The 25386-nt window shown below is 50.9% G+C and carries 14 protein-coding genes and 1 tRNA gene; 7 read left to right on the top strand and 8 right to left on the bottom strand.

Translation table 11 applies throughout. The features are described from left to right. Window positions 1-445 precede the first annotated feature (445 nt). From ICL07_RS22090 to ICL07_RS22055, 8 genes are all read right to left on the bottom strand, one after another. Window positions 446-518: transfer RNA gene (locus tag ICL07_RS22090), tRNA-Lys, on the bottom strand. 92 nt (window positions 519-610) lie between these two features. Next, window positions 611-2518 carry a heparinase II/III domain-containing protein gene (locus tag ICL07_RS22085; RefSeq protein WP_188090218.1) on the bottom strand — a complete coding sequence of 636 codons (1908 nt, stop codon included), beginning with the start codon at window positions 2516-2518 and terminating at the stop codon, window positions 611-613. Between the two features lie 6 nt (window positions 2519-2524). Then, the gene (locus ICL07_RS22080; protein ID WP_188090217.1) at window positions 2525-5623 is read right to left on the bottom strand and encodes an alginate lyase family protein; all 3099 of its coding nucleotides are present in this window, start codon (window positions 5621-5623) and stop codon (window positions 2525-2527) included. Between the two features lie 84 nt (window positions 5624-5707). Beyond that, the gene (locus ICL07_RS22075) at window positions 5708-6727 is read right to left on the bottom strand and encodes a DUF4466 family protein (RefSeq protein WP_188090216.1); all 1020 of its coding nucleotides are present in this window, start codon (window positions 6725-6727) and stop codon (window positions 5708-5710) included. A gap of 21 nt (window positions 6728-6748) precedes the next feature. Next, window positions 6749-7153, bottom strand: coding sequence for a hypothetical protein (locus ICL07_RS22070; RefSeq protein ID WP_188090215.1), 405 nt, complete (start codon window positions 7151-7153; stop codon window positions 6749-6751). 32 nt (window positions 7154-7185) lie between these two features. Then, window positions 7186-9042 carry a RagB/SusD family nutrient uptake outer membrane protein gene (locus ICL07_RS22065; RefSeq protein ID WP_188090214.1) on the bottom strand — a complete coding sequence of 619 codons (1857 nt, stop codon included), beginning with the start codon at window positions 9040-9042 and terminating at the stop codon, window positions 7186-7188. A gap of 10 nt (window positions 9043-9052) precedes the next feature. Continuing rightward, a complete protein-coding gene (locus ICL07_RS22060) occupies window positions 9053-12205 on the bottom strand; it encodes a SusC/RagA family TonB-linked outer membrane protein (RefSeq protein ID WP_246485133.1) in 3153 nt (1050 codons plus the stop codon). A 545-nt stretch (window positions 12206-12750) separates the two neighbouring features. Further along, window positions 12751-13458: a FadR/GntR family transcriptional regulator gene (locus tag ICL07_RS22055; protein WP_188090213.1), complete on the bottom strand. Its 708-nt coding sequence runs from the start codon at window positions 13456-13458 to the stop codon at window positions 12751-12753. A gap of 287 nt (window positions 13459-13745) precedes the next feature. Here ICL07_RS22055 and ICL07_RS22050 point away from each other — a divergent pair, with 287 nt between their 5' ends. From ICL07_RS22050 to ICL07_RS22020, 7 genes are read left to right on the top strand one after another with little or no spacing between them, the layout of a single operon-like run. Further along, window positions 13746-17045, top strand: a complete 3300-nt coding sequence (locus tag ICL07_RS22050) for a SusC/RagA family TonB-linked outer membrane protein (protein WP_188090212.1) — start codon at window positions 13746-13748, stop codon at window positions 17043-17045. 16 nt (window positions 17046-17061) lie between these two features. Beyond that, on the top strand, window positions 17062-18522 hold the full coding sequence (locus tag ICL07_RS22045) for a RagB/SusD family nutrient uptake outer membrane protein (protein ID WP_188090211.1): 1461 nt from the start codon (window positions 17062-17064) through the stop codon (window positions 18520-18522). Window positions 18523-18533: 11 nt separating this feature from the next. Then, window positions 18534-19694 carry a sialidase family protein gene (locus ICL07_RS22040; protein ID WP_188090210.1) on the top strand — a complete coding sequence of 387 codons (1161 nt, stop codon included), beginning with the start codon at window positions 18534-18536 and terminating at the stop codon, window positions 19692-19694. A 6-nt stretch (window positions 19695-19700) separates the two neighbouring features. Next, entirely contained in the window at window positions 19701-20858 is a 1158-nt protein-coding gene (locus ICL07_RS22035) for a sialidase family protein (protein WP_188090209.1), read from the top strand. Between the two features lie 14 nt (window positions 20859-20872). Continuing rightward, complete coding sequence (locus ICL07_RS22030) at window positions 20873-21808, top strand: dihydrodipicolinate synthase family protein (protein ID WP_246485132.1); 936 nt, start codon at window positions 20873-20875, stop codon at window positions 21806-21808. Between the two features lie 12 nt (window positions 21809-21820). After that, window positions 21821-22729: an alpha/beta hydrolase gene (locus ICL07_RS22025; protein WP_188090208.1), complete on the top strand. Its 909-nt coding sequence runs from the start codon at window positions 21821-21823 to the stop codon at window positions 22727-22729. Between the two features lie 19 nt (window positions 22730-22748). Further along, window positions 22749-25334 (top strand): sodium:solute symporter family protein, encoded by a 2586-nt coding sequence (locus ICL07_RS22020; protein ID WP_188090207.1) that lies wholly within the window; start codon window positions 22749-22751, stop codon window positions 25332-25334. Window positions 25335-25386: the final 52 nt, after the last annotated feature.

Here is a 25386-nt window from a genome sequence, read left to right as displayed (position 1 = left end):
GAGGTTACCAAAACGATTTGCTATGGGGGTAAAAAAATCTTGATTGAATGATCAACCAAGATTTTTATCGGCGTGTTCCTTTAGTTGGCGTACACTAACTCATTTTTCGTAAACGTATTTGTCCAGGTATTAATTAAAACCAAGAAAATAGATTTTGTTGAGACATTAAATGAAATATATAACAATGAAATGAATCCATAAACTACTTTTACAATGAATTGTTAACAAAACGATTTAATATGATAGTTAGATAGGTTGGTGTTCAGATACCTCGACAAACTAAGAAGGCGAGTAAATATCAATATGGATATTTTGTATCTTAGTAAAAGCTGATTAACCTGTATAAAGTACGGGAAAGAAATCGGGGTTATATAAAAGGAACTCAACTAAACGCTCAACTAAAAAAGAAAACCCCGCGACTAGCGCGAGGTTTGTAAGTTGTCTGTGATCCCGCTGGGACTCGAACCCAGGGCCCATACATTAAAAGTGTATTGCTCTACCAACTGAGCTACGGAATCATTCCCTTTTTTGAAGGGAGTGCAAAGATATAAAATTATTTATTCCAACCAAATATATAACCACATATTTTGCAACCAGTTACCTGAAATATTTATCGTGTCATTACGCGAAGCTGTATTTTTCCCTGTTGTATAGGCGCAGCGGCTTTCAAACTCACCCGGTAAATATTATCTCCCCACTTCTGCTGAATCCCCTGGTCTTCCATGTTTTTCAGCGGGACTTTTTCTACTGATGCTTGCAGCATCGCTGCCGGATAAGCAACGAGAAAATCCTTTTCCGGCGTGTGTATCAACAGTTGTCCGGGTTTTATAATATTAACCGGATGACAGCTCATCAGGTACTGAGTAAAAGTACCGGGAGCCTGAAGCGCGAAGTTATCGGTCACCTGTACTGCCTTGCCCCGGTCCAGCTGCACGCTCCGCTCCCACTGCCGGATACCGGCTGCGGCTGGGTAAGCGCTGGCAATATCCAGGGACAAGCGGCAGGCTGACGGCGTATAAGTCACTGTTGTTGCTTTGTACTCAGGACCTGCCTGCTGCGTATATCCGTTTACGTCCGGCAGGTTATGATAATCGGAACGGTTAAACCAGATGTCATAACGTTTACTGCTAAACGTACGGGCGGTGTATGTACCACGCCCCACATCGATAATAACCGGTAAGCCGTCATAGTATACGATGAAGTTGCCGACGTCGTTGTGATTGTGACTCTCATCGTTGTTACCACCTTTGGCGGCCACATAAAATCCCTTGGCGTTACCGCCATGATCACGGGTTGCCATCACCTGCAGATCGGGCCACCAGACGCTTTGCGGCATCGGAAGCCCTTTGGCGGCGGCCTTCACCTCCTGCTGCATGAACATGGCGAAGAACTGCCGGAAAAAATGATAGGTACCTGATCCTGTTCCTTCGCGGTAGTAATATGCGCCAAAACGCATCATATCCGGATCGTTGATGGCTTTGCCAAAACGATAGATCATCATACCATCCATTCCCGGCTGCGGATCAGCATCGGCAAAATCCAGGAAATAACGTTCACTGATCTGCGACAGGTAAATGAACTGTCCCATCTTCCGCACTTTAGCATCCTGGAAAACATAGTTGAAAGCGTCGTGGGTAGCCAGGTTCAACAGGGCGATGTTATCATAGAGGGAAGCGGCGGCAGCGCCCCAGTAACCCGGACCTTCATCGCAACCACCATCTGCGGGATAAGGATTCAGGAAATGGTCGAGGGTTTGCAGGATCTGTTGCACGGTTTGCACCCGCTTGTGTTCATCCCTTTCGAGCAATAGTACAGCGTTCAGCCAGTTGGAACAGATCCAGGGATTCCAGTTGTTGGGCCGGCGGCCGGCGCTGCTGCTGCTACCCATCCAGCTATGATGTTTGGCTACCAGCGGTTCGAAGATACGCCGATTGGTTTCGTAGTATATGCGTTTCCGTACCTGGGGAGAAACGGCATCTAACTGAGGACCGACGTAGTAGTCTACCCACGCCAGCAAGGTGGCAGTTTCAGCAGAGAACAGCTCTACAAAAGGATCTGATACATCCGGAAGACCAGCATAATCGCCACTTTTGGGCAGATGCGCCGAGGCGCCCCAGAAAGATTCTTCACAAACAGACCATACACCGTTGATGATATCATCGATAAAACGGCCTTTGTGTTCGTATATCTCCGCCAGCAGCAGTGTAGCCAGCACATCGCGTTTACGGTTGGCAATAGCCTGGTAATCGCTGCGGTTACCGGTACGGACAATCAGCAGTGAGGTGGTGGCCGGGATACCCGGCCATTCATAACGCAGATAACCTTCTGCCTTACGGACTACATCTGCAGCAATGGCGCTCCAGGCCGGGTCTCCCGCAGGCGGGAACGGCAACCAGGACGCGCGGGGAATCAGCTGTTGCTCCAACTGCGCAGTAGTGTATTTACTGCTCAGCAAATCCTGTGAAACAGCGGGCAAAGACAGCAGCAGCCCTATCATCCAACAAAAAAATGATCGCATAAAATATCAGTCAAGCGGATAAGTAAGACGGTATAAATCACCGGGTACAAAAGAATTACGTTGCCATAAAGCAGACAGGTCCACCTGTGGATACCGGCTCCGGGCTGTCATGGCCAGTTCCAGGAATCCGCCGGTACTCATCGGCTTTATCTGCTGATAAATCCAGGGGTGCTGACCGACTGCAAAAGGCAGCATCCACGTAAAAGCTTTTTCGAGGCTCTTTTTCCCGGGACTCTGGTAATGCCATAAATCGATGTTCACCTTCTCTGCCAGCTGCGCCAGTTGATGAAACCCCTGCAGGTTCATCTGGGAATAGTTCCACGAAAGTGTACGCGCCAGCTCCAGCGGCTGACGGCCATCTGGCTCCAGCTGACGATCGATGCGCGATTTGGTGTCACGCTCGAGAATACTTGCCGCCAGTGCAGGTTGACCGGTAAACAAGGCTATCGATACCGCCTGTACGTCGTACCAGGTGCCGTGGTTGTTCAGCTCATCGGCTTCGTCGAGCCCTATGGGACTGGTACGCATCCACTCCAGGAAACGACGGTACCAGGTCTGTATGCCGATGAAATCCGCCGCCGGCAGTTCCGGAGCGGGTTTCAGCAACTGTAACCCATCGAGTAACAAGGGTGTGTTATGCGTATCTATGAGCCCTATCCCCCGCCCTTCGGTGATGCCGGGAATAGCCTGCGCAAAATTCAAATGAGGATTCATGCGGGTAGCGGGGTCCAAAAACCAGGTACGGACCATCTTTGCGGCATGTGTAGCATAACGCGGATCACGGGTATAATACCAGGCTACCCCCAACGTATATACGTCTTTGCATAACGCGGTATAATACTCCGCATCCTGTATCCCGAAACGTTCAGGATTGACTTGACCATCCCGGCGTATATACGGCAGCCCGTCAGGTTTGGTAGAATCCGGCCACCAGTAAGGCCCTACGCTCATGTAGTCATGTTTGTCGCCACTGGGTGGTGTTTTTTGTTTCAGCATAACGGAATAGACAGGTTGCTGCAAAATCTTCTCCGCGGCCTTCTTCACACCATTTAAAGCAGCCAGCGACACGGTATCTCCGTTTTGTATCCGTTGCAGATGCTGCTGCAATACCGCCGGATTTAACAGGAACGTTTGCGGATGATCCTGTAGCTGACAACGCATGCAGCCGGTAGCGGCCACACTTTCACCGGCATTGAACTGCATCTGATTATTGCTGATCTGTACCTGCTCGTTGCCGGTATACAGTGATTCCAGTAAGATACCGCCATTGTCATTACCTTCTACCAGGCAATGCTGTAATACAATATCCTTGCAGCCGGAAAGCGTAGCCCCATACCACGCATTACGCGCTATCTCGCAACTGTCAACCATTCCCTGCGTACACTCGCTCAGCGACAAACCGCTGCCGAAAGGCGACGTGGCCAGCCGGCTACTACGAAGCGCTATGCGATTACAATGCGTAAGCAGCACATTATGTTGTAACCGCGGACCCGGCACTACGGAAGATCCGTTCTCACTAAAGTCGCAACGGTCAAGCTGTACATCGTCCGCCCCACTGATCAGCAAACCATTGAAAGTACAGTTCTGAATCGTCACCCGCTGCAATCCCAGACCGCGCATACGCACGGCATCGGATGCACGAAAAATGATACCACCTCGGTTGCCGGCAGGTTTAAAGGAACGGCTCCCGTTAGGGTCTGTACCTGGATCGGTTTTTACGGCGCCTTCAATCACCAGGTCGCGGATGGTCACATCATGCAAATCTTCGCTGGCATTTACGATCGCATCACGCATACCGGAAGCGGGGTCCAGAAATAATACGGTACCCAGGCCCTCTCCGGCCAGTGTAACGCCCGAGGGTATACGTAAAGTGGCGGGAAGGGTGTGAATCCCTTTGGTAACCAGTACCGTGCCTTTACTGAGCGCGGCTTTATCCAGCGCCTCCTGGATAGAAGCACCCGGTGATACGCGGATCACCTCCTTCAACAAATTACCGCCTTGAAAGGTAGCGCCTGCGATATATCCAATAACACTAGCCACCGGTGCTGCATGGCGTTGGTTTTCTTTTCCGGCAGGTACCCTGGTAGCTGTCAGCACACTGCGGGAAGCCGTTGCACGCACGCTGTCTGCCGCCTTTTGGATATTAGGGAGATAAATGCCTTGTGCCTGGTAATGCCGGTATACATATTCATAATCGTCGCGCAAGGTTTTCGCACGCTCGGATATGACGCCATAACAATGTGTGGGCTGGCCCAGCAAAAAGCCAGCAGTGTATTCGTATCCTAAAGCAATACGGTTGTTGGCAATGGAAAAAAGATCAACACCCTGGGTATAGGCGATTTGCGCGGCACCGGCAAATTCTCCGAGTCCCAGCTGCACATGCGCCTGGTCCCGGATACTCTCCTGGCATTGGCCGCTGGGATAAATATATTTGAAGACACTACCATTCACCGATCCATGTAAAAAATGATCTACGCCATTATTAAACAGTTCCCGGTTATCGGTATACACGGCAATCGCCAGCAGGGTGTGAATGATAGCTCCATCCCAGTTACCATTAGCCTGCGGATAATAAAATCGTAACAACGGATAATAAACAGTCTGTAACATATGCCGGAAACGCTCCCTGTCGGCGGTTTTCCAGCCGGAGCGATTGTCGCGCAGCAATTCAGCTGCGTTGCAGAACACATGCCCGGTCCATGCTGCCAGCAGTTTGGCATCGTTGTAATCAAAATCCCACAACTGTTCCGACCACGCATTGATGGCCCCGATAGCCTTGTCAGCATAACTTTGTTCACCCGTGATATACCACAACAATGCGGCATTATAAGCGAGGTTGGCATCATGGGAAAGCGCATCGCCGCCGATATTGGGCTTGCCATAAGGCCCCCGGTACACATGCGTGTAGGCGCCGGCGCGATGCATGGTATCCGTAGCGGCTTTCATCCGCTCATAAGCGCTCTTCCAGGGCTCCTGCCCCTTTAGGATGCAACTTTTCATATAGGCGAGATCGGCAGCCGTCTGGTTCAGGCCCGGATGTACAAAGGATTGTGCGTTGGCTATCATGCCTGTCAACAGACAACTTAACAGGAGAACATATTTCATATGTGGAATTTCTCTTTATAAAAAAACAACGGATAATGAACGGCTATATGGCTCACCATTCACTATCCGCTGTACAGCAGGACATTACTTCACCTTGTAGCGCTTGATACTGATACGCGCCGATTGTGCGGTATTATCCAGCTTATTGACAAAAATATACGCACGGTATTGACCATCGCCGGTTTCTACCCATACGCCGGCCTCTTCTTTTAATCCCAGCGCAAAATCAGGCGAGGTGGACATATCGCGTTGTTCAAAGTCCACATCATCTACGAAAGTGGTGCCGTATTTCAGTCCTGCCAGGTGGAAATCCTGTACGTTCCAGGCTTTGCTCAACTTCGTATCCCTATTCACGTTAGCCGGAAGTGTTACGCCCGGCAGATAATCTTTGGACGCAGCCGGCGCTACCAGCGCATGACCAAATTGAACAGCCAGGTTACGGTACAGGTATACCAGGTCTATCTTATCAGGATTGGCGGCGGCTTCTGCAGCGGTGTACAACTTCATATCCGCGACGGACAGGTAACACTTGTTGTTATTGGTAGGCAACAGGTTCAGCGCCATGTCCATCTTCGCAATGGTATAGGGACCTGATTTATAGGTCACAGTTTCCCCATTGCTGCTGGTAGCGGAGAAAGTAAAGCTTACCGTTTTACCTCTTGCCTCTTCGGGTATGCGGTAAAAATAACGAAGTGTGACGGCATTGGTATCTTTGGTAAACGTTACCACGTTGGCCCCGTCTTTGGTCACGGAGCGGTCCCCTACTTTGATAGGCACATCTACTCCGCTGCCGTTGGTATAAAAGGAGCTGTCCTGCAGATAGGTAGCGGAGTTTGGCTTGTCGCCGGGATTCACCTGTACACCGGGAATAGACGCTACTACCTGTGCTGATACCAGTTTCCCTTTGGCGGCCGGTATGGCCATCGCATAGGCAAATTCGATATTGATCCCTACGATATTGGGTCCCAGCGAACGTTTGATACAATCGTTCTGCAACTCATTTTTAGGCGTAGGTATAGTATAGTCCCCATCTTTGGAACAGGCGGTCATCAGCGACAGCGCTGCACCCAGCAGGGAGATATATGAAAAATATTTACCTGTCATAATTCATGTTTTAAATGCAACTCACTTTTGCACGGTGATAATAACGGTATAGGTCTTCCTTACCTGGCGATTGCCGGATATCACGGTATATGTTTTCGGATTGGCCAGGTCAGAGAAATCCACTTTCCCGGTGATCTTCGGGTCCAGCTTGGCATCAGTCACGAGGGTGAACTGCGGCCAGAGATTTTTTAAATCGGTGCCGAAGAATACTTCCTGCTTAATAGTACAAGCTACTGTGTCGATTACCGGCGCTTTGGAACGTACTGTCTGGAAGTCGGCGCCCAGCAGTTCGAAATTGCTGACATAACATTCTGCACGGGTGGTAATCAGCAGACCATCTTCATCTATGGGTTTCTCTTTCTTACAGCTGCTTCCCATCAGGGCTGCTATGAACAGGAGGCTGGCTATGATGGCATATTTTTTCATCTTTTGTCGTTTTTTAGGTAGATAGATAATGACTACATCCACGGCGTGTTCTGTGTCAGATTCGGGTTACGGTCACGCTCACTCTGCGGTATCTTAAAGATGTAACATTGCGCCATGTCCCTGTCGGTGGAGTTCTGGAAGTACCGCTGCTGCTGTGCGCCCCAGGTGTCTATACGCCATACGCCGGCGCCCCCTGGCGGGTTCCAGTTTTTCTCCAGTGTTCTCCAGCGGCGTATATCAAACGGGCGCTGACCTTCACCATACAGTTCTACGATGCGCTCCTGTTCAATAGCGGCAAAGAATGATACTTTATCGCCTGTTTTACTGCCTGCCAGCGGTGGCAGGTTACCGCGATTACGAATGCGGTTTACCAACGCAATGGCATCGGCTTGCGGACCATTCACTTCGTTGGTGGCTTCGGCATACATAAGATATACATCGGCCAACCGCATTACAGGAAAGGCATAGTCGCCATCACTGCGCCCCTGACCGGCATAGTTACGCACAAACTTACGGAATACATAACCAGAGTTGGTTCCATCCGTATTATAGGAAAGAAATGTTTCACCGTCTATCACGATAGGCTGCGCCCAGGTTTTATAGATAAAAGGTACCCAGCCGGTAGATTTGAGGGAGGCCATCCCTACGCAGACTTCATTATCCCACATGATGGAGGCTTTCATACGATAGTCGCGGTTGGCATAACTGTTGGGATTCACCGCAGAATTAAGCCTGGTCCGCGCATCCGCCACAGTAGATGGATTCAGCGGAATCATCTTCGGCGCAAAGTCACCGGTAACAGTAGATTGATACCGGTCCGCGATTTCATACCGTGGAGATACCCAGCACTGGGAACCTTCATGGGAACGGCCCGCGAAATCACGCATCAGCTCTTCTCCCTGGAAAGTACCGGTGCCGCCGTGGGCAAAGGACATGATCATCTCTCCGTCACCATTGGCTGCCGGTGTGAACAGGTAATAATAGTTTGGTAATGTATCTGCTCTGCCCATTTTACCCACATTACCCGGTGCTCCGCCCCGGAAGAGGTCCAGCCCAAAATCGTTGATCACATGTTTAAAATCCTCTGCAGCAGCCAGGTAAGCGGCAGTGGCAGCAGATCCATTTGGTTTGAAGGTGCTCAGCTCAGGCCATCCGTTTTTATTCCAGCAAGCCCAGAACAATTGGAGCTTACCGCGGAAAGCCAGTGCAGCAGGTTTGGCAGCACGTCCTACCTGGTCGGATTTCGCCGGCAATTTATCAAAGGCATAGGTAAAATCTGCCATGATAGAATCTTTGATCTGTGCAATCGGCATACGCGACAGTGTCAGCACTTCACTATTATCGGTCACTACATGATTCAGATAAGGCACATCACCCCACATGGAAATCAGCCGGAAATACACCATACCGCGTAACAGGCGCGCTTCTCCCAGGATACGTTCCAGCTTGGGTACGGAAACGTTGGAACCTGTTGCGATCATTTTATTAACGTTTTCAATCACATAGTTGGCGCGGTTCACACCACCATACAGGTATTTGTACATGGCATCAAACTGCTGACCAAAACCGGATGGACTGTAACCTGTACCACCGGTGGTCACTACATAAGCGCCGCCATGCTGCAGGTCGTCCTTTACGGTACTGGTACCACGGGTACGCACATACTCTCCCTGGCCGTCGAAATAATAGTCACGGTCAAAGAGCGGTCTTACATCGGCATAAGCTCCCATGATACCAGCGGTAGCGTCGGCATCTGTTTTCCAGTAAACATTGTCGCCTACCTCCATCGTGGAATCCTGATCCAGCAAGTGTTTGGTGCAACTGCCACCCAACATCACCATGCCGGTCAGTGCGGCTATTATACGTATGGTTGAAGTATACTTTTTCATGATTACAACTTTAGAGTCCCACATTTACACCAATAGAATAGGATTTATTCAGCGGATAAGCATTGCTTTTGTTGCCGGTCTGTTCCGGATCAAGGCCACGGAAAGAAGTGATGGTGGCAATGTTCTCAGCAGAACCGTAGATGCGGAAACTATTGATACCAATGCGTTTCATCAGGCTGGCAGGTAACATATAACCCAGCTGGATATTTTTCAGGCGCAGGTAAGAGAGGTTATCCAGCCAAAACGTAGACTCTTCCCTGTTACCACCGCCACCGCCTATACGAGGCCAGCCGCCATCCCGGTTTTCTACTGACCAGGGATTGGTCCAGTGTGACCACGACGCCGCATAACGGCTGCTGCTGAAATTCACATCATTGTAGTTGTTGAGCCAGAAATCTTTACGGCCGGCAGAGCCCTGCAGCAAAAACGCGATGTCAAATCCTTTCCAGGAAGCATTGAAGCCCATGGCGAAGTTGGTAGTAGGCCTGTCGCGTTGCACATTGGGATAGGCCACTTTATCATTGTCATCAATTCTGCCGTCGCCGTTTACGTCTTTGCGAAGAACATCGCCGGGAGAAGCGCCCTGCGGTGTATTGTTGTAAACGTCCTGCCAGGTTTGTGCAATGCCTTTGTCCTGGTATACATACAGAAAGTGGTAAGGCATATCGAGGAACGTATAGCCGCGACCGAGATACTCGTTCCACTTCTCCAGCGTAGTGCGGTTATAGGATGCATTGAGGTTCACACCATACTTTACCGGCCCGAAATGGTCCGACCAGTTGAGGTTCAGCTCTACGCCCTTGTTCCGCAGGTTACCGATGTTTTTGCGCGGGGCTGCATACGCGCCGCCCAGCAGCAACGACATATCAGAGGGCCTTACCATACCGGTAGTCAGACGGTTGTAATAATCCAGTTCAGCATTGAGGCGGCCATCGAGGAAACTCAGGTCCAGCCCCAGGTTGAAGACCGCAGTATTTTCCCAGGTGAAATCCGGGTTGATCATCTTTTTATATACCAGTCCTTTTACCACCGCATTATCGATATAATAATGGCTGCCGGATAAAGTAGACTGCTGTTCGTAACGTCCTACGCCGCTGTTGTTACCCAGCTGGCCGTAGGAAGCGCGGAACTTGCCGCTGGTAAGGAAACGATCGAGGAAAGGCTTCAGGAAACTTTCTTCGGTGAAGCGCCAGCCCACGGCCACAGAGGGGAAGAAACCAAATTGGTGTCCGGGCAGGAATTTGGAAGAACCATCATAACGGAAGTTGGCTTCAAACAGGTAACGGTCATATGCGGTGTAATTAACACGACCGATATAGGAACGCAAACCTTCTGTAGAGCTGCTGCCACTGGTAGTTTGAATAGAGGTAAGCGCAGCGTCAATTTCATGTAAACCGGGAAACAGGCGATCATTGCGGCCGCTGCCCTGCAAACGGTCATACCAGTACTCTTCGCTGTATACGCCGGTGATGGTCAGGTCATGATTGGCGTTAAATGCTTTGTGATAAGTGAGCCGTCCATTCAGCATGGTTTTATACCCGGTAGAGGTCATATTGCTGATGCCGGCATTATCGCCTACGTATACACGACTACCGTTGATGCCTGATTGAAAATTAAAGGCAGTAGCAGGGATAGGCGCACCGTAGACAAACTGGTTGTAATAATTCAGCGAATAATCCACCCGGCCGGTAAGGCCGGCGAGCGGCGTCCAGTCCAGGTATACGCTGGCGTTTGCCTCCTGGCGGTTTTGCCGGTTGAGCGAATTCGTGTACACCACATAGGGGTTATATGCCTGTGGGTCTTCGCCGTAGGCCATCACACCGCCAAATTTACCGGTAACAGGATCATAGGGAGTAATACCCGCGATAGCATAACGCATATCGAAGCCTGCCGTGTTCGTTGAAGAAGTATCGGTAAAACCATCTTCCAAAGCGTAGGTGAACTTGGACCAGTTGCCATTAAAGCGGATACCGGTGTTCATATTTTTACGCAGCTTATAGTCGTAGTTGAAGCGTGCGTTATAGCGGGTAAAGTCGTTGTTGATCTGCAGGCCCTTTTCATCCTGTACACCGATGGACAGGTAGAAGTTGGAGACGTCGTTGCCACCCGAAGCAGAGAGGTTATAGTTCTGCGAAGTACCGGTGCGCATGATAATATTCCACCAGTCGGTGTTGGGGTAACGCAGCGGATCTATCATCCCCATGGCCATCCATTGATCGATGGTACCGTCTTTAAAAGTCAGGTTATCGCGGAGCGTACTCACGAGGCCCAGTCGTTGTTCCAGCGTGAGGGCACGGGGGTAGTTGGCCATAAAATCGTAGGCGCGTGTAGGTTGTTGAATACCGTACATGCCGTTGAAATTGAGCGCCGTTTTACGTTGTCCCTTACCGGATTTGGTGGTAACGAGGATAACGCCGTTGGCTGCACGGGAACCGTATACCGAAGCAGAGGTAGCGTCTTTCAGCACCGAGATGCTTTCAATATCATTCATATTGATACGGTTGATATCCACGTCCGGCATGCCATCCACCACGATGAGGGGATTGGCGTTGTTGACCGTACCGAGGCCGCGGATAACGAGGCTGGCGCTGTTTCTGCCGGCCATACCGGAAGATTGTACCGCAGAGAGGCCGGGTACCAGTCCCGAGAGTGCAGAAGAGGCGTTGGGTAATGCTCTGCTGGTAATTTTCTCATCCACTTTAAGGGCCGAAACGGCGCCTACCAGGTTGACTTTGCGTTGGGTACCGTAGCCTACCACCACCACTTCTCCCAGTGCTTTCTGATCGGTCGTCAGGGTGATGTTAATGGTTTTCTGACCGGTGTAGGCTACCTGTTGTTTCACGAAGCCCATGGAACTGAATTCCAGGGTACCGTTTTTAGCAGTTGTTTTGAGCGTGAATTTTCCTTCCGGGTCTGTGACAGAGCCAGCGGAAGTACCTTTCAGCGTTACCGTGACGCCGGGTAATACCTGGCCTTTTTCATCTTTTACGACGCCGGTGATGAACCGTTGCTCCTCCTGGGGCGTCTGGAAAGCTGATGCCGCAGCTGCATAGGTTTTAGCCGTGCCTGCACAGAAAAGCCCGGCGGTAGCCATGAGGGCTACCAAACACCAGCTGGCGCGGTCGTTACGGAAAGTCCGGTAACGTGGTGATTGATTATTCATAATTGGAATTTATTTAAAGCTGTATAAGGGATATGCACGGGCCGGACGGAGAATAGATCCCCACCTGTCAGCAAACGTTTGCATTTAAAATCCGCGATTTTACAAATCCTCTTTTTTCTGAATGATTACCGTTAGTCCTTAATAGTGGCTAGTTAAACTTTGGTTGTTTTACGAATGATGATAAAATTTTTGCTGTTAATCCTGCCAGGCTTTCATTCCCGGCAATGTTTGTTTTTGGCTGATACGTATTTTTAAGCGTATATGCTACACTTTGTGCTTTTCTAAACGTGGTACTGTTTTTTCAAAAATATAAAAAACAATCGATTGTAATAATTTTATTTTTAAGCTAGACCAATTGGCAGTTAATTAATTAGACAATATCTTAAAATGGAACAGACATACAAGATAGGAAAAAGAAGTATTTCTGCAACAAAAAAAACGTGTTATAGTAATAACACGCCATCCCTGCGAGGGGCATTATAGGTAACAGGAAGTGCATACGTTTGCAACAAATAACGTATACCCGTTTATGTTATATTTGCGAATTACTCTTCCTCTTCTTCTACCGGTTTGCTCACCTTTGCCGGAAACAGGGTATCCATATTCTCAAACCGTGTATTCAGATGTAACCGCATCGCTGTCCGGAAAGCATCCGGGGTACCGCATCGCAGAATTTCCAGCAGAGACTCATGAGAGATAATTTGTTTTACTTTCCAGTCCTTACGACGTGGTGCATACGTGGCAAACAAAGTATTGAGCAGGTTCTGAAAAGCATACAGGGATTTGTTGCCGGACATCTTATATAAGGTACTGTGAAAACGTATATCCAGCTTCGTTAGCTGCTCCGAATCCACCGTCATATTCTCCTCCTCAATAATTCGCTGTAAATCGTTCAGGTAACGTTCCTCCTTATGCAGATACAGAAAATCGGCCATGCCTATTTCCAGCATCAACCGCACTTCATACAAGTCCTTCATGGAATCCTTGTCCAGCGTGCCGGAAGACAGGATCGTCTTAAACCCGTAAAATATATTCGGCGACGTTAACACCGTACCCCGCTTACGCTTTGTTTCAATAAAACCCAAAATACGCAGCCGGCTCAGGGCTTCCCGCAATACTACCCGGCTTACGCCCAGTATTTCTGCCAACTCATTCTCCTTCGGCAACGCATCTCCCAGCTGATAGCCTTTCTCCGAGATGTACTTGAGAATTTTACGTTCAATCTGCTCCGCCAGGGTGAGGTCTTTTTGCATCGATTAAGTAGTATTTATTGTTTTTAATTGTTCCTAAAAATAATCTTTTTACTGAATTACAGACAATTTTCTATCAATAAAGCTATTATTTCAGATTAATATGTACTACAAATAAATTAAATTATATACTTTTAAGGAACAATGAGCCAATATTCCACCTGTTTTGTGATTTTAAATACTACATATTAAAGAAATACCTGCAAAACCACCCATTTCATCCACCTGCAGCGACATATGTAATACTTAAAATGCACAAAACCCAACCAACATCTAAAATATTCACGGTTATGAAAAAACAACATCTACCACGTTTACAGTGGCCCGCCAGCTGCTTACTGGTAGCCCTTACCTGGTTTTCTTTCTTACCGGTACAGGCACAACAACATCCGCCACAGGAATCAACCACGGGAAAAAAGATAGCCGTCACCGGTAAAGTCACGGATGCAGCTAACCACCCCATGCCAGGCGTAACAGTACTACAGAAAGGCACACAAAACGGTATCGTCACCGACGCAGCCGGCAATTACCGCCTGCAGGTACCCGCCGACGCTGTACTCCTCTTCAGCATCATCGGTATGGACACCAAAGAAATACCGGTCAACGGACGCACCCAACTATCGGTAGCGCTGTCGGAAAAATCCACTTCACTGAATGAAGTGGTCGCCATCGGCTATGGTAAACAATCCCGCGCTACACTCACCACCGCTATCTCCCGCGTCAACTCCAAAGAGTTTGAACACGCACCCGGACAAAACCCGCTGCTGCAAATGCAGGGCAAGGTACCTGGCCTTACGCTGCAGGTCAACAGTGGCCAGCCCGGCGCCGATCCACAGATATTCCTCCGCGGCGGTACCACCTCCTCGCCGGAAAAAGATGCACCCCTGCTCATCATCGATGGAATGGTGTCGCAAGGCATGCGCAGCATCTCCGATATGAATGCCGATGATATCGAATCTGTACAGGTACTCAAAGACGCCGCTTCCACCGCTATCTACGGTGCAAGAGCTGCCAACGGTATCATCATCATCAAAACAAAATCCGGAAAAGCCGGCAAACCTCGCGTCAGCTTCGGTTTTAACTACGGCCTGGAACAACAGGCGAAACAATATAAGTTCCTCAACGCCCGCGACTACATCTATGTAAGCCGCAAGAATACGATGGACTACAACAAAACCAACCCCGATTTCTATCTCACCGGTGGCCGCTATGGCATGTCTACCGGTAATCCGCGTAACTCCAAAAATACCCTGGAGTTCCTGGACACCTATGTACAAAACTACGGTCAGGCCTATGTGGACCACCTCCTCCAGGAGGAAGGCTGGGAAACCATGACAGACCCGGTAACCAATAAACAGCTTCTCTTCAAAGGCACCGACTACCAGGACGTGACCTTTCAAAACGGTACCAAAAAACAATACGATGTCAGCGTCAGCGGTGGCAGCGATAAAGGCACCTATTACCTCGGACTGGGCCATAGCAACCAGGACGGCATCATCACAGGTACGTTTTATAAAAACTACAACGGCTTGTTCAACGGTACCTATAAAATCAGCGATAAGTGGTCATTCAATACCAACATCGGTTACTCGGTGCGCTACATGAACTCACCCAACAATGATATCAACGTATTAAGCCGCTCGGTGACCATGCCGCCTACCTATCGCCTCTATTATGAAGACGGTACGCCCGCCCCGGGAGAAGGTGTGACCTCCTTCCGCAGCCGCCTGCACGAAGTGTATTACAAGGAACGTTACACCGATATCAAAGTATACCGTACTACGTTCCAGCTGGGAGTCGACTGGGACATCCTCCCTGGATTGCGCTTCTCTCCTTCCTTTGCCTGGTTTACCACCGAAGGCAAAGAGAACCGGTTTGAAGCTTTTAATGAAACCAATCCCAACAGGAACGCTTCTGCGGCGCATAACCTCAACAGGCATACGCAGGCAGACGCGGTGCTCAACTACGATAAAACCATCGGCAGTAAACACCACTTCAACGCAATGGCCGGTACCAGTTATATCAACGACTACGACTACAACATGAGCGGCAGCGGCTACGGCGCACCGAATGATAATATTCCGACGCTCAACGCGACTAAAGTGGAAACACAACGTACGTCCACTTCCATGTCCACAGAAATACTGATGAGTTATTTCGGCAGGTTGAACTATGACTTCGATAATAAGTACCTGTTCTCCGCCAGCATTCGCAGCGACGGTTCCTCCCGTTTCTCCGGCAATCACCGCTGGGCCGCATTCCCGGGCGTATCTGCCGGCTGGAACCTGCACCATGAAAATTTCTGGGCCTCCCTGCAACCGGTCGTTTCCCAGCTGAAGATCCGGGGCAGCTGGGGCCAGGCTGGTAACAACGCGCTGTCTATCTTCGATTCGCAAGGGCAATACAGTCCTTCCTTAAACGGCAATCTGCTGAGTTATATGGGTAATACCGGTATTCTCAATACCGTGCTGCCCAACAACGATCTCGTCTGGGAAACCACTACTTCTGTAGATGCCGGTCTGGATATCGGTTTATTCAAAGACCGTATCACCATCCTGCTGGACTTCTACAATAAAATCACAGATAACCGCCTGTTCGATAAACCGCTGGATGCCACTACCGGCTTCAGTAAAATCCGCAGCAACTACGGCACTATCCGTAACCGTGGTATAGAAATAGAACTGAATGCTACGCCAGTCAAATCGCGGGAGTTCACCTGGAACACCGGTATCACCTTTGCCTTCAACCGCGGCACCGTCGTGTCTTTGCCGGCTAACGGCGAAGCGAAGAACCGTATTGGCGGTAACTATATCTTCGATCCCAACAGCGGTCAATATGTGAAAGTAGGCGGTCTCGCTGAAGGCGAACGTTTCGGCGGCCGATGGGCTTACCAACTCGATGGGGTATACGCTTCTGATAAAGACGCCGCCAATGCACCGCGCGATATAGAAGCCAATGGCCGCAAAAAAACCGGTGGCGATGCCATCTGGCACGATTTCGACCGCAACGATACCATCGATTACCGCGACATGACTTTCATGGGCTACATCCGTCCGGATAAACAGGGCGCTATCGTGAATACACTGACCTACAAAGGTATCAGTCTGCGCATTGTGGCCGACTATGCCCTGGGACATGTGATAGACAACGGTTTCAGAGGTAAAGCCAATGGCAGCTCCCGCAACAACAACCAGGCGCTCACCGATGTGACCGGCAACGATATATGGAAAAAAGATGGCGACCAGGCCAGCATTCCCAAATACACCGTACAAAGCGATTACGACTATAACTTCAAAAACCATAACCGCGCCTCCAACGGCCTAGGCAATGACGGTACCGCCAGTAACAGTTCCCTTTATTATAAAAAGGGCGATTACCTGGCGCTGCGTGAAATATCACTGAGTTACAGCATACGGGCAGCGTTGTTGCAGAAAGCCAGCATCAGCAGCATCGATGTATTTGGCGGCGTGTACAACATCTGCTACTTCACCAAATATGACGGCCTCTCTCCTGAAGTATTTACCGGCGTAGATCCGGGTTTGTACCCACGTCCCCGTCAGTACAATTTTGGCGTAAAAGTTAATTTCTAACGACAACCTAACGATCATGAATAAACGTTTTTTAGTATATAGCTGCCTGATCGCTTTACTACCCTCTTTTTCCTGTAACAAAGTGCTGGAAGTAAATACCGTTTCAGATATCACCAATGCCAGCTACTGGAAATCGCCCGGCGACGTGACGGGCTATCTGACCGGTATCTACGCCCTGTTGCGGGGTACCAACGGCGATAAAAACTACTTCAACACCACTTATTATATGGAAGACAGAAGTGATGCCTTTATCGCAGGACTGGAAGGTGGTATGTCCACTGCCTGGCAGCAGAACCTCAACAGCGCCAATGCGCCCAACTGGCTTAACTTCTACAATATTGTCTATCACTGCAACCTGTTGCTGAAAAATGCGCCGGGCATCAACTTCCCCAACGGTACTGACCGGGACCGGGCCATGGCAGAGACATATTTCATCCGTGCCTACACGTATTTCTGGCTGGTACGGACCTGGGGCGATGTGCCCCTCATGCTGGACCCGGTAGCCAGCAGTAATCAGCAACAACCATCCAGGGCTGCCGCGGCCGACGTGATGGCGCAGATACTCAAAGACGTGGATGCCGCCATCAGCCTGTTCCCCGAAGGCACTTTTGCGAGCAAGAGCCGTGCTTCCAAACCCGCTGCCTTTACGCTGAAAGCCGATGCCCTGCTCTGGAAAACCAAAGTGCTCAAAGGTTCCGATACCGACCTGCAGGAAGCGCTGACAGCCCTGCAACAGGTAGAAAGCGTTCCCGGACTGACCCTGCTGGATAACTTCGCCACTATTTTTGCGACCAACAACCGGGCGAATGCAGAAATCATTTTTTCTGTTTATTTTAAGAAAGATGAAAGAAGCGACATGTATGGCAGCCAGCTGAAACCCAGGGATATCTTTGTACAGGATGCTATCAACAAAAATGATATCGCAGCCGCTAAAAACGGCGCCCGTAGCCAGTACATGCCCAGTCCTAAACTGGAAGCCACATTCAGCGACGCGGCAGACAAAAGGAAAAATGCCTCCTTTATCAAAGCCATGGGGCCTAATAACAAATTAATCGGTGTGTTTGACAATAAGTTCAGGGGTACCAAAGACACCGACTGGTTCTATGATGCCGATATCGTGATTTATCGCTTTGCTGAGATTTTCCTGATGAAGGCAGAAGCCCTGGCAGCATTAAATCGTATACCCGAGGCCGTTACAGCACTCAACCGCACCCGCACACGCGCCGGTATCGGTAACTACAGCGGCGCCATGGATAAAACCAGTGTGGAGAAGGAAATACTGGACGAGCGTTTCCGGGAACTGTGGCTGGAACAGAAAAGATGGCCCGACCTGGTTCGTTTTCATACTGCCGGCACCATCAATGTGTATACGGAAGTACCCAATCTCAACGGTAAAAACATACCGCTCTATTTCCCTATTCCGAAAACACAGATAGACCTGAACCCGAACCTGAAACAAACCGCTGGTTACCAATAAACGTACTATTTATGAAACGGACCATATTGCTTTTTTCGGCTTGCCTGTTGCTGCTCGCTTCCTGTAAGGGAGGTGGCAGCGACCATGTCACACCGGCACCGCCGCCGGGTAATAACGGTGGCGGCAATACGACGGATACCATCCCGTTTATTTTTAAAGAGAAATCCGGTGGTTATAGCTGTTATCGCATACCCGCTATCGTTAAATCAAAAAACGGCGTACTCCTGGCTTTCGCGGAGGCCCGCAAAAACAATTGCAAGGACGAAGGCGATATAGACCTGCTGGTAAAACGTTCCGGCGATGGAGGCAAAACCTGGGGCGATGCGCTGATGGTATGGAGCGATGGCAGCAACACCTGCGGTAATCCCGTACCTGTATTGGATGAACAGACAGGCCGTATTTATCTGCTGATGACCTGGAACCTCGGCGAGGACAATATCGGCGCCATCAACGCCGGCACCGGTAAAGATACCCGTCGCGTATTTGTGACCAGCAGCGATGATGAAGGTCTTACCTGGGCGCCTGCCAAAGAGATCACCAAAGATGTAAAGAAACCAGGATGGGCCTGGTATGGCACTGGTCCCTGTCACGGTATACAGCTCAAACACGGTACCCATGCAGGCCGCCTCGTGATTCCCTGCGATTACATGTCACTTAAAACAGCGGATAGCCCTTCCCGTGATTCCGCGCATGTGATCTATTCCGATGATCACGGCACTACCTGGAAACTGGGCGGTATCGCCAACAAAGACCGGGGTGCTGAAAGCACTGTAGCCGAACTGTCAGACGGTCAACTGATGCTTAACATCCGCAATAGTGCCGGAGGCGCCAGGCTGGTGGCCAACAGTACCGATGGCGGCGCTTCCTGGCTGCCTGTCAGGGCCGACTATACGCTGGTGGAACCCATTTGCCAGGGTAGCCTGCTGTCCTATAAACAATGGCTGTTCTTCTCCAATCCGGCCAGTACTGCCCGGGAAAACATGACCATTAAAATGAGTACCGACGACGGCAACAACTGGAGCAAGTCGGTAAAAGTGTATAGTGGTCCGGCTGCCTACTCAGACATCGTGATGCTGTCCGACACACACATCGCCATCTTTTATGAAGCCGGCTATAACAAGCCGTACGAGGGCATTGCCTATAAAGTAATACCTGTAACCGATTTTAAATAGCGAGATATGAAGATTACCGAATATGCCTGCCTGTTATGGATGATGATTTTTCCTGCAGCAGCCCTGGCACAAAATGATAGCCTGGCATTGTTCACCGGTGGCAGCGATGGCTATAAAAGTTACCGCATCCCGGTATTGCTCACCGCGCCCAACGGCCATTTGCTGGTTTTTTGCGAAGGAAGAAAAGAAAGCCCCTCCGATGCAGGAGATATCGACATCCTACTGAAACGCTCTGCCGATGGGGGCAAGACCTGGTCCGCCACCCAGGTAGTATGGGACGACGGCGCCAACACCTGCGGCAATCCCTGCCCTGTGGTAGATGCCGGCACCGGTACCATCTGGCTGCTGCTCACCCGTAACGAAGGCATCGATAAGGAACACGACATCATTCATAAAACGGCCACGCATACACGCACCGTCTGGGTTTGCAAAAGTGAAGACAACGGCGCTACCTGGTCGGCGCCGGCAGACATCACCGCCACTACCAAGGACCCGTCCTGGGGCTGGTATGCTACCGGTCCCGGTATTGGGATTCAGGTACAGCACGGTCCCCACAAAGGCCGGCTGGTAATCCCCTGCGACCATAGTTATGACGACAGCACCGGCCGCGTAGCCAAAGGTCCGTATGAATATGGCTCCCACATCATCTACAGCGACGACCACGGCCGTTCCTGGCAACGTGGCGGCAACATCCGCCCCAAAGTGAATGAATGTCAGTTAACCGAACTGGCGGACGGCAAAGGGAGTCTCCTGATGAGCCTCCGCTCCTACTTCGGACGCGGATTACGTACCCAGTCCATCAGCCAGGATGGCGGCGGCAGCTGGAGCACACCGGCAGACGTGCCTGCACTGACCGACCCCATTTGCCAGGCTAGTCTGATACGTTACCGCTGGCCTTCCCGTAAACGCAGCGGCATCCTGCTATTCCTCAATCCCGACAGCGAACGCCGGATGAACATGACGCTCAAAACCAGTACCGACGATGGCCGCAGCTGGCAGCCGTTACGCGTATTGCATGCCGGACCGGCCGCCTATTCCGCACTGGCGGTATTGCCCAATGGTGATGTCGGCTGTCTCTACGAAGCCGGCGAAAAAAGTGCCTATAGCGCTATCATCTTCCAAAAAATAAACAAAAAGAGTTTAAGCCATATCCTTCAACAATAAGCACAAAAGAACACATGAACGACATGACAGCAACACGTATCCAGGGACTGGTAGCCGCGCCATTTACACCCATGCACGAAGACGGTAGTGTCCATACCGAACGGATACACGAAATGGTACAGGTACTGATCGCCAATGGTATCCAGGGCATTTTTGTATGCGGCAGTACCGGCGAAGGGCCGTCTATGACCACCGCAGAGAGAATGGAGACAGCCGCAGCCTTTATCCGCGCAGCCGGTAAAAAACTGAAAGTATTTGTACACGTAGGACATAATAGTCTGCAGGATGCAAGGCACCTGGCTGCCCATGCCCAGGAGCACGGCGCCGATTATATCTCCGCCACCCTGCCCACGTATTTTAAAATACAAACCATCGACGGACTGATACAGAGCCTCGCCACCATCGCTGAAGGCGCCCCCGGCCTCCCGCTGTTCTATTACAATATTCCGGCACTGACAGGCATCTCGCTCGATATGGTCGCCTTCCTGGAGCAGGCAGCCACCAAACTGCCTACCCTGGCCGGTATCAAATATACTGCTCCCCTCATCCACGATTTCCAGGCGTGTATGCATGCCAGTGAGGGACGGTACGAACTGCTTTACGGTACCGATGAAATGCTGTTGAGCGCGCTCGCCACCGGCGCCCACGGCTTTATCGGCAGTACCTATAACTTCGCAGCGCCGTTGTATAATCAGCTGATACAGTCCTTTACCGCCGGAAACCTGCATCAGGCACAACAATGCCAGCTGCAATCCGTGGAGATGGTGCGTATCATCGTTAAATATGGCGGCCTGCGTGCGCAAAAGGCCATGATGCGTATGATAGGTCTCGACTGTGGTAATGTGCGACTGCCACTGCAACCTTTTGAAAAGAACGAGTATATTTCGATGGAAAAAGACCTGCGCGCTATCGGTTTCTTCGACTGGTGCACACAGGTGTCAAGACCATAAAAATCCACGTTTATGAAAAAATTCGTTTTGATCAGCATGCTGACCACCACCGCGTATATGGCCCAAGCTCAGCAGGGCAAGCCTATTCCCCTGTATCCGGAAGGAGTTCCCAATGCCAAACCTGCACCCGCGGGCTACCAGGAAGACCTGGACAGCAACCGGGCGCGGATGGTTACACAGCCGGAGCTCATCCCCTTTCCGGCGCCCGCCGGAAAAGCCAACGGTACGGCAGTGGTGATTTATCCCGGTGGTGGCTACGGCAGCGTAGTAATAGGCCGCGAAGGCTACCGGGTGGCCCGGCGTTTTCAGCAGTCCGGTATCTCCGCTTTCGTAGTCAAATACCGTCTGCCGGACGACCGGATTATGCCTGATAAGTCCAAAGGCCCGCTACAGGACGCTCAACGGGCTTTACAACTGGTACGGCAACACGCTGCCGAATGGGGCATACAGCCTGGTAAAACCGGGATCATCGGCTTCTCCGCCGGCGGGCACCTGGCTTCTACGGTAGGTACTCATTTTGAACACCCTGTCATTCCTAATCCCGCTCAGCTTAATCTGCGGCCGGACTTTATGATACTGGTGTATCCCGTAATCAGCTTTACTTCGTATATGCATGCCGGTTCTAAAAAGGCGCTGCTGGGCGAACACCCCGACAGCGCACTGGTAAAACTGTATAGCAATGAAATGCAGGTAACGTCCAATACGCCGCCTGCTTTTCTGCTGCATGCGCAGGATGATAAAGTGGTGCCTGTACAAAACAGCCTGCTGTTCTATAACGCGCTCACCAATGCCGGCGTAAAGGCCGAAATGCACCTCTATCAAAACGGCGGGCATGGCTTCGACCTATATAACAAAACCACGCAGGACGATTGGTTCGAACGATGTCTGCACTGGATGCAGGCCAACGGCTGGATACAATGACCGGCGTAAAACACATGTGATGAAAAAACTGATTCTTCCTTTATTACTGTTATTGGGTATGTCTCTCCGTTCAACTGTCAGTCAGGGCCAGGAGCGGCCATCGGATTATTTTTCCTGGCAGCAGCTCCCTGTCCTGCCGGATGCCTGGGGTTTTGCCGGCGCCTTCGCCGGCGTATCCAACAATGCTTTATTGGTAGCCGGGGGGGCTAATTTCCCTGACGGCGGCGCTCCCTGGAATGGTGGTGTTAAACAATGGCACGACCAGGTATGGGTACTGGAGAAAGCAGACGGGCAGTGGAAACAGGCGGGCAAATTACCGATGGCATTGGGTTACGGCGTATCCGCCACCTGGCGCGATGCCCTCGTATGTGTGGGTGGCAGCAACAAGGATGGTCATACCACGAAAGCATTTTTATTGCGCTATACTAACGGTCAGGTACAAACGGAATCATTGCCGGACCTGCCCGTTGCCAATGCCAACGCCTGCGGCGCCATAGATGGAGATGTGCTGTATATCGCCGGTGGTACCGCAGCGCCGGCAGACACCACGGCAGATAAGTACGGCTGGTCCATAGACCTCTCCCAGCCCGCCGCCAGCCGGCGCTGGCAAACGCTGCCTCCGTTTCCCGGACCAGCGCGTATGCTGGCTGTAGCCGGTATACAGCAGCACCAGTTTTACCTGTTCAGCGGCGTACATACATATACGTTACCCGGCGATGCCACTATCCATCGCCGTTTTCTGACAGATGCCTGGCGTTACGAACCTGGCAAAGGCTGGCATAGCATAGCGTCCCTGCCGCATTCCGTGGCGGCCGCCCCCACGCCGGCTTTCGCTACAGGACAATCACAGCTCCAGATCTTCGGCGGCGATGATGGCCGGTATTTCGATCAGGCCGGCCAGTTAAAAGAACAACATCCCGGGTTTTCCAACCAGGTACTGGGCTACAATACCATTACCGATAGCTGGGCTGTAACCGGACAGATGCCGGTACAAAAAGCGGCTGACAGCGTTACTAACCCTAACGGTAGTACGTGGGCGCCGGTTACCACTCCTACCGTGGTATGGCAGGGTAAACTGGTTATTCCCGGCGGAGAAGTGAGGCCCGCCACCCGGACACCGAGAGTACTAACGGCCACGCCTACACAACCAGGCAGCGCCTTCCGGCTTACCGACTGGCTGGTGGTTGGATTGTACTTCCTGCTGGTAATTGGCATCAGTGTGGCGGTGACACGTAACATGCAAAGCACTACCAGCGACTTTTTCCTGGGCGGTGGTAAAATACCCTGGTGGGCCGCCGGTTTGAGTATCTTCGGTTCCAAACTCAGCGCACTCACGTTTATCGCCATACCAGCGAAAGCCTATGCCACTGACTGGGTCTATTTTCTCAACAACATGATGATTGTAGTAGTGGCCCCGCTCATCGTATATTTTTACCTGCCTTATTTCCGTAAACTGAAACTGACCAGCGTATACGAATACCTGGCCATCCGTTTCAGTCCGGGTGTAAAGTTGTTGGGCAGCCTCACCTTCCTCGTGTTTCAGATCAGCCGCCTGGGCATCGTTATTTATTTACCGGCGCTGGTGCTGAGCGCTGTCACCGGTGTGAACATTATTATTTGTATAGTGGCTACCAGCGCCATCACCACGGCGTATAGCGCCTCCGGCGGTATAGAGGCCGTTATCTGGACAGAAGTGATGCAGGTGGGCGTATTACTGGGCGGCGCGTTGTTAAGCCTGGTATTTATTTCCCGCTCGCTGGACGGTGGTTTCGGGCAAGTATTTACCGAAGCCGCTGCCAATGGCAAGTTCCGGCTGGCGATGCTGCAATGGGACATCACGCAGCCTGTGTTGTGGGTGATCTTCGTAGGCGGTTTCCTGACGCAGCTGGTGACATATTCGTCGGACCAGGTGGTGGTACAACGTTATCTCACTACTTCCACCGAAAAAGAAGCACGGCAATCCATTTATACCAATGCGTTGTTGGTAATACCGGCGTCGCTGATTTTTTTCCTGGTGGGAACAGCGTTATGGGTGTACTTCCGGCATCATCCGGCGGAGTTAAATCCGCATGGCAATACCGATGATGTATTTCCCTGGTATATCTCCCAACAACTACCGTCCGGTCTTGCCGGGCTGGTGATTGCGGGTCTTTTTGCCGCTACCATGTCTACCATCAGTTCCAGCATGAATGCGATTGCTACTGTAGTGACCACGGATTTTTATCCGTTATTCAGGCCGACGGCCGACGACCGCCAGCGGTTTGTATTTGCCCGGCGGATCACCGTTCTACTGGGAGTACTGGGCTGTGGCATTGCATTATACCTCGTATCATTGCATAATACCTCTATCTGGGACCAGTACCTGAAAATCATCGGCCTGTTTGGCGGATGCCTGGCTGGTATGTTCCTGGCCGGTATTTTCTTCCCGAAGGTAAATGCCCGGGGTATTATCATTGGCTTTACGATCAGTGCGGTAAGCCTGTATTTTGTACAGCGGTATTCCAGCATCAATTTTTTCCTGTACCCGGCAGTCGCCGTGGTGATTTGTGTGGTAACCGGATACTTCGCATCACTGACCGGCAGCAACCTGAAACGGGAACTGTAGAAAGTATACTGTGCAATTATCGCATCAGTTGAATTGGCATCATTCTTTGTAA

The organism is Chitinophaga qingshengii, assembly GCF_014529935.1.
In the GTDB taxonomy this organism is placed as follows: Bacteria; Bacteroidota; Bacteroidia; order Chitinophagales; family Chitinophagaceae; genus Chitinophaga; species Chitinophaga qingshengii.
This window is presented reverse-complemented; position numbering and strand designations above follow the sequence as displayed.

Bases quoted from the DNA above. Each gene is read 5' to 3' on its own strand.
- ICL07_RS22025 (WP_188090208.1), top strand. From the start codon at position 21,821: ATGAAAAAATTCGTTTTGATCAGCATGCTGACCACCACCGCGTATATG.
- ICL07_RS22045 (WP_188090211.1), top strand. From the start codon at position 17,062: ATGAATAAACGTTTTTTAGTATATAGCTGCCTGATCGCTTTACTACCC.
- ICL07_RS22050 (WP_188090212.1), top strand. From the start codon at position 13,746: ATGAAAAAACAACATCTACCACGTTTACAGTGGCCCGCCAGCTGCTTA.
- ICL07_RS22060 (WP_246485133.1), bottom strand. From the start codon at position 12,205: ATGAATAATCAATCACCACGTTACCGGACTTTCCGTAACGACCGCGCC.
- ICL07_RS22030 (WP_246485132.1), top strand. From the start codon at position 20,873: ATGAACGACATGACAGCAACACGTATCCAGGGACTGGTAGCCGCGCCA.
- ICL07_RS22040 (WP_188090210.1), top strand. From the start codon at position 18,534: ATGAAACGGACCATATTGCTTTTTTCGGCTTGCCTGTTGCTGCTCGCT.
- ICL07_RS22080 (WP_188090217.1), bottom strand. From the start codon at position 5,623: ATGAAATATGTTCTCCTGTTAAGTTGTCTGTTGACAGGCATGATAGCC.
- ICL07_RS22085 (WP_188090218.1), bottom strand. From the start codon at position 2,518: ATGCGATCATTTTTTTGTTGGATGATAGGGCTGCTGCTGTCTTTGCCC.
- ICL07_RS22075 (WP_188090216.1), bottom strand. From the start codon at position 6,727: ATGACAGGTAAATATTTTTCATATATCTCCCTGCTGGGTGCAGCGCTG.
- ICL07_RS22055 (WP_188090213.1), bottom strand. From the start codon at position 13,458: ATGCAAAAAGACCTCACCCTGGCGGAGCAGATTGAACGTAAAATTCTC.
- ICL07_RS22035 (WP_188090209.1), top strand. From the start codon at position 19,701: ATGAAGATTACCGAATATGCCTGCCTGTTATGGATGATGATTTTTCCT.
- ICL07_RS22070 (WP_188090215.1), bottom strand. From the start codon at position 7,153: ATGAAAAAATATGCCATCATAGCCAGCCTCCTGTTCATAGCAGCCCTG.
- ICL07_RS22020 (WP_188090207.1), top strand. From the start codon at position 22,749: ATGAAAAAACTGATTCTTCCTTTATTACTGTTATTGGGTATGTCTCTC.
- ICL07_RS22065 (WP_188090214.1), bottom strand. From the start codon at position 9,042: ATGAAAAAGTATACTTCAACCATACGTATAATAGCCGCACTGACCGGC.